General features: G+C 61.6%; 9 protein-coding genes and 3 pseudogenes. 7 read left to right on the top strand and 5 right to left on the bottom strand.

The window, feature by feature from the left end; all coding sequences use genetic code 11:
* Positions 1-141: 141 nt before the first annotated feature.
* Both ACYVK3_RS21140 and ACYVK3_RS21135 read left to right on the top strand, forming a co-directional pair.
* A complete protein-coding gene (locus tag ACYVK3_RS21140; RefSeq protein ID WP_460499330.1) occupies positions 142-879 on the top strand; it encodes a class I SAM-dependent methyltransferase in 738 nt (245 codons plus the stop codon).
* Positions 842-1,711 (top strand): IS5 family transposase, encoded by an 870-nt coding sequence (locus ACYVK3_RS21135; protein WP_460499329.1) that lies wholly within the window; start codon positions 842-844, stop codon positions 1,709-1,711. Before ACYVK3_RS21140 ends, ACYVK3_RS21135 begins: the two co-directional genes overlap by 38 nt.
* 111 nt (positions 1,712-1,822) lie before the next feature.
* On the opposite strand, the gene ACYVK3_RS21130 is transcribed toward ACYVK3_RS21135, so the two are convergent.
* Entirely contained in the window at positions 1,823-2,017 is a 195-nt protein-coding gene (locus ACYVK3_RS21130; RefSeq protein WP_460499328.1) for a hypothetical protein, read from the bottom strand.
* A 671-nt stretch (positions 2,018-2,688) separates the two neighbouring features.
* On the opposite strand from ACYVK3_RS21130, the gene ACYVK3_RS21125 reads away from it, so the two are divergent.
* Together ACYVK3_RS21125 and ACYVK3_RS21120 are read left to right on the top strand one after the other, a co-directional pair.
* Complete coding sequence (locus tag ACYVK3_RS21125) at positions 2,689-3,141, top strand: DUF4265 domain-containing protein (protein ID WP_460499327.1); 453 nt, start codon at positions 2,689-2,691, stop codon at positions 3,139-3,141.
* Positions 3,142-3,876: 735 nt separating this feature from the next.
* On the top strand, positions 3,877-4,401 hold the full coding sequence (locus tag ACYVK3_RS21120; RefSeq protein ID WP_460499326.1) for a hypothetical protein: 525 nt from the start codon (positions 3,877-3,879) through the stop codon (positions 4,399-4,401).
* Between the two features lie 115 nt (positions 4,402-4,516).
* On the opposite strand, the pseudogene ACYVK3_RS21115 reads toward ACYVK3_RS21120, so the two are convergent.
* Positions 4,517-5,291: pseudogene (locus tag ACYVK3_RS21115) on the bottom strand (transposase).
* Between the two features lie 329 nt (positions 5,292-5,620).
* On the opposite strand from ACYVK3_RS21115, the gene ACYVK3_RS21110 reads away from it, so the two are divergent.
* Positions 5,621-6,046: a DUF4259 domain-containing protein gene (locus ACYVK3_RS21110; RefSeq protein ID WP_460499325.1), complete on the top strand. Its 426-nt coding sequence runs from the start codon at positions 5,621-5,623 to the stop codon at positions 6,044-6,046.
* 9 nt (positions 6,047-6,055) lie between these two features.
* On the opposite strand, the pseudogene ACYVK3_RS21105 reads toward ACYVK3_RS21110, so the two are convergent.
* The 3 genes and pseudogenes from ACYVK3_RS21105 to ACYVK3_RS21095 form a co-directional block, all read right to left on the bottom strand.
* Positions 6,056-6,493 (bottom strand): annotated as a pseudogene (locus ACYVK3_RS21105) (transposase); the annotation flags it as partial.
* A 470-nt stretch (positions 6,494-6,963) separates the two neighbouring features.
* Positions 6,964-7,365: pseudogene (locus tag ACYVK3_RS21100) on the bottom strand (transposase family protein); the annotation flags it as partial.
* Between the two features lie 93 nt (positions 7,366-7,458).
* Complete coding sequence (locus ACYVK3_RS21095) at positions 7,459-7,761, bottom strand: LuxR C-terminal-related transcriptional regulator (protein ID WP_460499324.1); 303 nt, start codon at positions 7,759-7,761, stop codon at positions 7,459-7,461.
* A 359-nt stretch (positions 7,762-8,120) separates the two neighbouring features.
* Between ACYVK3_RS21095 and ACYVK3_RS21090 the strand changes: the two genes are divergently transcribed.
* Together ACYVK3_RS21090 and ACYVK3_RS21085 are read left to right on the top strand one after the other, a co-directional pair.
* Positions 8,121-9,023, top strand: coding sequence for a hypothetical protein (locus ACYVK3_RS21090; RefSeq protein WP_460499323.1), 903 nt, complete (start codon positions 8,121-8,123; stop codon positions 9,021-9,023).
* Positions 9,024-9,350: 327 nt separating this feature from the next.
* Positions 9,351-9,896, top strand: a complete 546-nt coding sequence (locus tag ACYVK3_RS21085) for a hypothetical protein (protein WP_460499322.1) — start codon at positions 9,351-9,353, stop codon at positions 9,894-9,896.
* The last annotated feature ends 945 nt before the right edge of the window (positions 9,897-10,841 follow it).

The raw sequence follows: 10,841 nt of genomic DNA, 5'->3' as shown, positions 1-10,841 counted from the left end.
GCCTCGACCGCGTTCAGGCAGGGCACTACAACCAGCACCAATGGTTAAAAGACAAGCTTAAAACTGGTTTCAAGTTCGTCGGAGCCAGTGGAAAAGTCGTCGGCGTTCACGGCCTTGGCGGGGAGCGTCAAATGCTCGACCATGGCTGAAACGTCCGAACACCTCAGCGCCACAACGGAAGCCTACGACCGCGTCGCCGTCGAATATGCCGAGATCGTGCGCGACGAGTTCGACGGGCTGCCCCTCGATCGGGCCGTGCTGGCCGCGTTCGCCGAGTACGTCCAGACGGGCGGCCCGGAGCTCGTAGCCGAGTTGGGCTGCGGTCCTGGGCGAGTGACCGCGCATCTGCGGGATCTGGGGTTGGAGGTCTTCGGTGTCGACCTGTCGCCGGTGATGATCGCTATCGCCCGCGAGGCGCACCCCGATCTGCGGTTCGAGGTGGGGTCCATGAACGCCTTGGACCTGGCCGACGGGGCGCTGCGCGGTGTCGTGTCCTGGTACTCGGTGATTCACGGCCCGCCGAAGGAAGTGGCCTCGTACTTCGCCGAGTTCCGCCGGGTGATCGGACCGGGAGGACATCTGCTGGTCGCGTTCTTCGAGTCGGAAGGCGATCCGGTCACGAAGTATGAGACCAGCAGGGTGGGGCCGGCCTATCGGTGGCCGATCGATGGACTCGCGGAGCTCGCAGGCGAGACCGGTTTCGTCGAGATCGGCCGGATGCTGCGGGAGCCAAGGGTCGGGGAACGATATCGCCGAGGTCATCTGCTAGGGCGTGTTTACGAACCGAGGAAGCCTCCTGTTGAATCTGTTGTGTCGCAACGGATTTCAAAAGGAGGCTTCGGTGTCGAGTCTATCAGGGCGCGGGGATCTGACCGATAAGCAGTGGGAACGCCTGCGCCGATGGATCCCCGCCCCGGCGCGGGCGGGCCGCCCGATCACCAGGTCGAGGCGGACGCTGTTCAACGGCGTGGCCTGGCGGGTCCGCGTCGGCGCGCCCTGGCGGGACGTGCCCGAGGTCTACGGCCCTTGGCCGACGGTCTACCGGCTCTTCGCCACTTGGCAGCAGCGCGGCGTCTGGGCGCTGATGGTGAAGCTCGTCCTGGCCATGCTCGACGCCGCGCACCGCCTGGACTGGACCGTCAGCGTCGACTCCACCACGGTCCGGGCCCACCAGGCCGCAGCCGGGGCCCGACACCGGCCCGTCCCCGGTGAACCCGCCGACCACGCGCTCGGTCGCTCGAGGGGCGGCTGGACCACCAAGGTCCATCTCGCCGCCGACACCTCCCAAACGGTCATGGCGCTCAAGCTGACCGCCGGGCAACGGGCCGACTCGCCCCAACTCGGTGCGGTCCTCGACCGGATCACGGTGCCCCGATTCGGCGCGGGTCCGCCCCGCACCCGCCCGGTCCGCGTCCTGGCCGACAAGGGCTACCCGAGTCGGGCGAACCGCGCCTACCTGCGAAAGCGCGGTATCCGAGCCGTGATTCCGGACCGGAAGGACCAGCGGCGCAACCGGGAAGCCAAGGGCCGCCTCGGCGGGCGGCCCCCGGCCTTCGACCGCGAGGTCTACAAGCAGCGCAACACCGTCGAACGCGCCATCGGGCGGCTCAAGCGCTTCCGCGCCGTCGCCACCCGCTACGACAAGCTCGCCGTCCGCTACGAAGCAACCATCCAGGTCGCGATCATCCTCGACTGGAAACCGAGTTCGTAAACACGGCCTAATGCGTCGAGAGGCTTGAGGCCGGCAGGCGCCTGCGACTGAAGGCCTTTTAGGATCCCAGGACACGTAGGGATTGCAGGTGGTCCTGCCCGCTGACAGGCTTCAGTCTGGGCTCCTCAGTCTTCTCCAGCAGATGAGGGCGGCGGCGAGTTTGGTGAAGCCCTGATGCATGAACAGGTGGCGTTCCCACCGGATGGTGAGGCGTTTGAACTGGTGGAAGTGCGCGATGGCCTGCTCGACCACCCAGCGGATGCGCCCGAGCCCGATGCGGCTCCGGCTCCGAAGACGGCGGCCCACCCACTGCTAAACTGAATGCCACAACTCAATACGGCGACAGTGCGGTCGGTGGAACCACAGACGATGACGCGCCTGCCACGCTTGCCGGGCTGACAGAGTCTTTGCCGCGTCTATGGGTGAAGCGATCGACCTGAAGGTTGGCCAGTTCCTGCTCACCAGCGCCGGAACCTGGGTCCAGATCACCGCGGTCGGGCCCGAACCGAACTGGCGACAGTCCACAACCTCACAGTCGCCGACCTCCATACCTTTAGCATTGCAGCCGGAACTGCTGACTTCCTCACATACAACTCAAACGGGAATCTTTACTGCAGGCTGGACCTGGTGAAGAAACGGGACGAACTCCAGCCTAGCCCCGATCGCGGAGTTGCGACCGATCGTGCGGGTAAGAACTTCACGAAAGCCGGCAGGGGCGAGGTTGCGCAACGGAACGCTGCAGCAAACGGTGGAACAGCTAAGTAGGAGGTCTGTAGTGTGCCTCTTGCGAATCCGCAAAGACCAACCTCTGGGGTCACTCCTCCGGTAAATGAAATGCAAATCGACCATATTAAGCCAAGGGTCCTAGGATGGATCTGAGCGTCGGCCAATGGGCAAGCACTATGTCGCATCCGCAACAGGAGCAAAAGTAGTAGCTGGCCGTAGCCGGCTCCTAAATCAAACTACTCGGAGGAAAGTTGCAAGAAAGAACCAAGGTTACCATTGACCTTCCAAGTGATGGTAGTGGCTGGCCGCCAGCTTCGGCAGAATCCATTTGGGTAAAAGGATTGGGCGGGCATCAGTTTGAAGTCGACAGCATCCCGTTCTTTATCCGAGGGGTCTCGTGTGGAGATGTAATTGAGCTCGAATCCAAGGATGACAGTTCTGCGGTGAAGTCGATTGTCCGAGAGAGTGGCGCTTCTACTATTCGCATAGTGGGTTTGAACGGCATGGACCCTTTCGATGTAGCAAGTCGGTTCGAGCAAACCGGAGCGGAATTCGAGGTCCTTGAGTCATTTGGGATCGTAGCCTTCAGCGTCGCAGGTTCGGCCAATGTCCGTCGGTTTCGTGAGGTGCTCGATCAGGGCTCCCGCGAAGGAATTTGGGACTACGACGAGGGCTGTCTAGCGGAGGCTTGGGCTGCGGCCTAACCTGCAGATCGGCTTCTGCGTATCTCGTGAACCTCTTCATGCTGGTCACCGCGTTGCAGTCGTTGGCAGCGCCGCGGCCGGACCCCTCATCGGTGCCATCGCCATGTGGGGCGGCTGGCAGGGCAATCCAGTGGTCACCGCCGTTCTTGCCGCCGGATTCGCTTGGCGTGCCGACAGTTCCGTGGACTCGACCGCATCGGCGAAGTCGTATGGACTTGTCGCAGTGGTCGCGGCATATACGTGATGGACCGCCACTACGCCCGCACCGGCCGGCATGGGATGGCGTCGGTTTCACGGATCGCCGGCCGCTCATGGGACCCAAAAGCGCTGCACGCCATATGTCCTGATACCGACGAGCGCCTTCGAGGGTCACGTTGGCGAGTGCAACGTTCACCTTTGGGGAAGATGGTCTCTTGGCCGACCCGTCGCGTTCGCAGACATGCAAACACGGTACAACCCTAATGCCAGACTGGGCGTGTGAGGAATTGGGATTCCGCGAATATCTTGAAACCTCCGGTGTCACGCCTTTCGTCTCCAACTGTGTTCAGTCCTGCAACGAGGCTCCGTTCACAGCTGGTGCCACTGCGGCGACGATTATCGTCCAACTGGGTACAAAACACCCCATCGGCGCGGCCGTCACTTTTGGCGTCGGTGCGGTCGCGACCTGCCTCGATGGGAATACCGATTTGGAACTTTGGTGACATCATGGAAAGACCCTATGCAAGGAGACCGGTCGTGGCCGGTAGTCGTGAGATCAGAAAACTGGTAACACGGCTGCTCTTGCTGCAGCTCGTCCCGATCGTCGTGTTGTTCGCTGGTGCCGTGTTCGGCGATCTGGCGACCGGTCGCCTCGCATCTGTGACGAGGTGGGCATTGGCGGGGGTCATGGTGGTGGCCGTCCTGGTGCTCTATGCTGGTCTCGGGCAGCTGATGAATCGAAGCGTGGACGACGCGGTGCGACGAGAACTTTTGACCGAGGCTCATATGAAAGCCCTATACGGAAACCCGGCAACCCGGTCTCGGATCAGACGGCTCATGGGCCCGGCGGTGTCCCGGATGGCTGGAGGACTGCGGAAGTTCCTGACGACGGGGGCATGGATCCTCTTGATGGTTATCGCAATCTCGGGTGGTGCGGATGTCGTAGTCCCCCGCCTGTTGGCGGGCGGAATCGTGATCTGTCTGTATGTCGCCCTGTTGTTTGCGCTAAATGCGCTTGAAGCGCTCTTCTCCCCAGATACGTCTAGTTTAGACATCAGCTAGTGTTTTCATTCGTAGATTCGGTACATGATGATTCGTGGTGCAGTGCTCCTGCAGTATGAATCAGGCACAGACCCTCGATTAGGCGGTGACCCGTGGTCTCGGCAATGAGTCGTTTTCATTTAGTCGAGGCTTCGTAGGTGTTGAGGACTTGGACGGCTTTAGCGAGTTCGGTGGCCTGAGCCGGGTCGCAAGCGAAGCCGGTCGAAGATTGACCACTTTTTGAGCTGGGCGAACGCTCGCTCGCCAGGTCCGCGGAGCCGGGCGTGGAGGCGGTTGTGCTCCTTCTGGTATTCGGGCTTGTCCTTGCCTTTGAAGGGTGTGACCACCAGGTCGCGCTCGAGGCCCTCGTATCCTTTGTTGGCCAGGCCGAACAGGCCCGCCTCGTGCAGGAAGCGTACGATCTGCCAGATCCGGGCCGCGGCGGTGTCGTGAATCGAGCTGCGGATCGCGCCGGAGATCCACAGCAGCTCGCCGTCCGGGGCGATGATGGCCTGGAGGTTCATGCCGTGCACCTTGTGCTTGCCGGAGTAAAACGGCCGGTCGATGCGGTTGCGTTGGATCCGGACCAGGGTGCCGTCGAGGATCACGAAGGCGTGCCGGCGGCGTTTGGCTCGTCGCAGCGCTGTCCGAAGGCCGGGCGCGGTGGCCGCCAGGAGGCGGATGGTCTCACGGATGCGACGCCAGGCGGTGGCCGGAGCGATGCCGAAGCCGGCGGCCAGGTCGACCAGTCGTTCGCCTTTGTGCAGGTATGCGAGAGTGAGGAGGGCTTGCCGGCCGGGGTCGAGGGCTCGCCAGTGGGAGCGGATCTGGCGGCGGTGGGTGCGGACGAGGCCGGACACGTGGTTGAGGGTGGCGGTGGACAGCGGCAGCGCGGCTTGGTAGAACAGCACTCGAGGCTCCTGGCAGGCAACGGATTTCAGCACCTGTGGTTCTACCAGGAGCTTCTTCCTTACCTCACCAGGGAATCGATGACAGCTGAAAACGGCTCAATGAAGGCGACGCATTCGGTTGGAAAATCCGGGTACGCGCCTGGAGATGTGGTAAACGTTACCTCCATCCCGCTCCCGAAAGGTACTTCGAGTGTAACGGCTAAAAACGCGTTGAACAAACAGTCATGGAGGGGCCGAAGGAATCTGGGGGTATCTTTCGTAAATCATAAGGATCCTGAAATCCATATTCCGATGGGTGGATACTTCTAGTATGCGGAGAGGAGATGATGATGGGCACCTGGAGTCACGGTCCTTTTGAAAGCGATACAGCGGAAGATATCATAGATGAATTTCGCGCTATGCCAAGCTCAAGACGTGCCGATGAAATAGCGGTAAGAACCGGTCGGCTGTGTACTGCACGAGAAATCGAGCAGGCCAACATGGAACCCGAGCTGTATGCGCTGATAGGCATCATCGCTGTGAACTTCTGCTCAGATGACATCGTTTCCAAGGTGGATCTTGAGAATTTGGCTACGGGACTGCTGAGTAATTCAAGTCGTTCTGAGTTGAAGCTCCTAGGAGCCAGAGCAGGACGAGCATTGTTGCAAGTTGATCGGTTCTGGGATAGCTGGACTGATCCGACTGAAGGAGATAAAGGGCGTTCAATGCTAAAATCAATAGTCGAATGTCTGCAGCGTCAAGATACACGCAATTAAGAGTGTGTCTCAGTTGGCGAGTTTTTTGTAGCGGGTGATCGCTGCGGCGAGGGCGAGGAACGCGGCGAAGAGGTGGCTGTGGCGTTCGTATCGGATGGGGAGTCGGCGGTAGCCGCCGAGCCAGGCGATGGTGCGTTCGACGGCCCGTCGGTGGCGGCCGAGCCGCGCGGAGGACTCGATGCCTCGTCGTGCGATACGGTCGCCGATTCGCCGTCCGCGAAGCGCGGCCTGGCTGTCGGGGATGTCGTAGGCCTTGTCTGCGTGGACCTTCGCGGGCTTCCTGCGCCGCGGGCCGCGCCGGGAGCGGATCTTCGGGATACCTTGGATGAGTGGCTCGAAGGCCTGGGAGTCGTGCAGGTTCGCGGCCGGCCGTCGCCATGGTCGAACGGACCCAACGCGGGAACTTCCCAGGGCATGAGCCCGAACCCGTTCTCGGCGGCGACTTGGCCCCGAATGACTTGATCGGCCGAGCTGCTCCTGGTCGTCATAGCGGCGAGACGGCGAGGTGAGTGGCGAGTCGCCTCAGGGTGTGGGCGAGCTCAGGTGGTTCGATGACGGCCACTGGGGCGGTGAGCGCGATTCGGGCAACGGTCATGGCGAGCCGGTCGAGATCATCGTCGCGGATCTGGACGGAACCAGAGTCCGCCTCCATCTCGATCGGTGTGTGGTCCACCCAGCGTGGCGCGCGCTCGAACTCTCGGCACCACTCCAGATCCGGTGGGTCTACCAGGAGCGAGAGCAACTGCAGTGCTCGACCGGTGGGTTCTTTCGGTATTTTCTCAGATTGCCACCGGTTGAGGAGCGATCTTATCCGCCATGCGCCATACGGTGGTGGCAACCGATCAGGCGGCACGGATCGTTAACTGAGGTTTTCCATCTCGGTTACCTATCGATTCTGGTCGATGACGATGGTCTGTCTATTCGCGATCGTTGAGTTCGAGGATGAGTACGGCGCGGGCGGCGGGTCCGATCAGGGTCGGGCAGCAGCGAGAGCGGCGGAAGATCGCCCAGGTCTTGAGCTGCGCGAAGCCACGCTCGACCAGAGAGCAGGTGGAGATCACGACTCGATTGTGCTGGCGTTGCTCCTCGGTAAGATTGTCCCACTTGCCCTTGAACGGCACGATCACGTCGGCGCCGACGTGGGTTTTGTCGGCGAAGTTCTCGAGACCGGCGCTGCGGGCCTGGTAGAAGACCTGGTCGGCGCGGGCGGCGGTGAGGTCGTGAGTCGATCCGGGATATTCAGTCCCGATCCACAGAAGGGTGCCCCCGCCGTCGGTAAGGGTCGGGAGGATGACCGCGTGGTGGCGGTGCTTGCGGTACCAGTGCCGGTCGACATGCGGCGACCAGGGCTTTGCGGGACCGCGCCGTTATCACATCGCTCGGCATCAATCGTAAATCGAGATGGAAAGACTTCACTGATGTGCGCAGTCCGTAGTTTCGGTGGATCGGTTGCGGCGTGGACGGGATATTGAGGTTCTACGGCAACACGGAGGCGACCACACCTTCTGATTGTGTGCGTTCAACGGAATCTGGAGGCTGTTGGCGGCCCCCAGTTTGATCTTCAGTTCATCGAGGCGACGGCGCACGGTCCGATCGTTGACACCGAGCTTCCGTCCGATTGCCTTTTGTGTCAGGCCGTCGTAGAGCATGTCGATGATCAGGGTCTCCTCCTCGGCGAGGAAGGACTTTTCGAGTCGATGGGGGCTGGTGTCCATCAGCGCTCCGAACAGGGGATAGATGATGTCGACGTTGCCCTATTTCGGCGTTGTAGAAGAGGATTCGCACCCATAGGGCAGGCTCATCGTATCGCCGCTGCGGTGACTGTGTGGCTTCCCGGGGTGCGGATGTCCACATGCGGACAGAGCATTGACTCACGTCCGTTGGCTCCATAGTGTCGGCCAAACCAACGCAAAGCGGCTACGGCGTTGCACCGCCGCAGCCGCAGATCCATGTGTGGGGAAGCAGAGAGCTTCGCCGGCCCTACACGAACGGAGAACCACTCTACATGGCAAATCAATCACCACGAACTGAGAGCATCGTACTGTTCGATGCCGACTGCGCCCCGTGTTCTCGTGTGGCAAAGAAGTTGAATGCTCTCGCTGTACCCGGGATCGACGTCAAATCACTGCACGACACCGAGATCCAACGGCTGCTCGCCGACACTGGGCACACCATGCCGGCAAAGCCTGCGATCGTCGAGATCGATGGTGGACATGTCACCGTCCGCACAGGCCTCGCCATGCGTCTGCGACTCGCCCGACGGATTGGCTGGCGTAACGCCGGGGCGCTCATCGGCCTGGCTGCTGCCGAAGGCAAAGCCCGCACCGAACGGGCGCAGGAGCAACGCTCGGTCTCCCGCCGCTGGCTCATTGGCGGCGCGGCTGCCAGTGCCGGTGCGGTCCTGTTCGGCACCGCTACTCCTGCGAATGCGGGCCCAGGGGAAACTGGCACACTTCGGAAACTCACGCCCGCGGAGGCCGGGAGGCTCCAAGCGAGCGAAACGAGCCGGCAGGCTCTCCGCGTTTGGGGCGGCAGCCCGGATGAGGCTGCTTACGCCGTCACTGGCAGCATCGGTGAAACGATGGCGTTGCTAAAGCATGACGACCCGACCACCTTCACTTGCGTCGATATGGCCGATCCCAGCGTCGCCGTAACACTCCGAATCGACGCCGAGCACGAGGTTCTTCGCTACTACACCGTCGGTGGCACACCGCTCGCTGAAGTTGCCGTTCAGGACGGCCGGTCGGAAGTCCGTGAACTGAGCCCCTCCTTCGCGCCTGCGTCGGCGGAGGAGCTGACACCGATGTTCTCGGTGTCATGTTTCATCGACTGCGTAGGCGGCGGCGCGGACTACGACTGTGCCATGGCCTGTGGCAGCTGCGTCCTGGGCAGCGCCATCGACAGGGCGATCAACTGCCCGATCTGCTTGGTCTGCGCGGGCGGCCTTGGGGTTCGCTGTGTGAATCAGTGCCGGTAGCGGCGACCACTGAGAAATGAGAGAGTGGGGGTCATGAACCGACCGCGAGAACGATCCGGATTGGCCTCCGCTCTCCTACTTCAAGAATCCGTCCTTGACGAGCGAATCTGGGCGCCACTAAGGCACGCGCTCCAGGGGATGGTTCGCACGATTGGGACTACGCCGCCGGTGTCTCCTGTGTTGCTCTCGGACGAACATTGGGCCGTACATGCCGCGGACTGGATAAATTCCGTCCTGGGACTACAGCCCGTCGACGCGGTCGTCTGTCATAGTCATGCCGCGTTCACTGGACTGGAAATCGCGACAAGAGGGCTCGTCCATGGGCCGGTGATCGTCATCGATCCGACGATCGCCTCACTCATCCACACGATGGGAGCATCCGCCCGCGAAAGGATCTTCGAAGAGCTGGAACGCGAAGAATCGCAGGAGAAGTTGGCTCGGATGTTCGCATCGGTTCCGCAAGAGGAACTCCGCATGTTCCAGCAGACCGGACGGTTGTCACAGGGAAACGCCGAGCAGTTCATCGATTCCTTTCTGACAGCGGATGATTTCAACGACACCGAGCTGTTCGCTCTCGTGAAGGAGATGGTTGCAGAACGACTGTCAAGGGCATTCGCGGAGGGCGTGCAACTTCGACCAACGCCCTTGGGTATCGACTTCCCTGGAATAGCCTCGCAACTTGGCGCGAAGCTGCACATCGTGCTGTCGGAAAGAACGGCCATCGACCGTCTGGGGCTTCGTCCGCAGGTGCGAGCTGCATATCCTGCCGCGAAGATCCACGACCTGCCCGGGTCGGATGGCGTGCAAGGCTGGTGGGCGAACACGCACGACTACGCCGAACTATTGCGTTCGACCATCAGCCGGGCGACTTGACATGCCACCTTGCTCTTGCCAGTAATTCAAGTTTGCAGCGCAGGAAAGTGGCCCTGAGAGTGCCAGATAGTTGTCGGCCAAGGTGATCGGTGCTGATCTTACTACTGCTCGTTTCTCCCAGCCCAGATCGGGCGCGGCCAGCAGGTTCGTACCGAGGCGGCTTTTGGCGACGGCGTACTTCAGCGCGTTGAACGGTACTGCGCGTCTGCGGTTGAAGTAGGCTGCCGAGGCCTGTTTCTCGGAGTTAGTGACGGCCAGGCGGTCCAGCAGGCTCCGGATGCGGTCGGCGTCGTCGAGGACGGTGATTGCTGGGGCGTGCGCCTTTGCCCACTTGAGTGTGTTGCGGAAATCGGTCGGGCAGTCGTCACGGTCAAGGCGTCTGGGAGCACGCCCCCACTGCCGGAGTGCGAGGCGAAGGTCGCGGTCAGGTCGGTCGTGCCGGTCGGGGGAGGAGCGCGACGGCGAGGACCTAGGCGATGCCGGATCGGTTGGTTGCGGCCACGCGGGGACATTTGTAGGTGGTGTAGTTGACCGTGCGCTCGTACCAGCTCGGCCCCGCGGAAGCCGCAGGTTCGGGCAGAGTCTGGCGCATCGAGTGGCTGGTCATTGGTCACTGAAACCAACGGTGATGTACCGAATCGGGGGTGTGATCGATCCTGTTACCGCAGGTGACAGGCATGGACTGTTGGACAGTCCACATAGACGGTGCCCGAGTATCCACCACAAACCATCCACATGAGAGTGGCTAAGGCTGTGACCTCCGGAAACAATTTGTGGCGCTGACGCCGCCGATTTCTGTCAGATCCATTGTGTATTGAGGTGTTTGTGTAGGTAGATAGTGGAGTGGGCGACGAGAATCGTACTCGCGTCATTGGTTTGGAAGACCACAGCGATTACCGTGGTCTACCAGCGAAAACATCCAGAGGTAGTCGCGAAGTCACCTCG

The organism is Glycomyces tarimensis, assembly GCF_054776215.1.
Note: the sequence above shows the minus strand (reverse complement) of the source record. Positions and strands in the feature narration are given on the sequence as shown.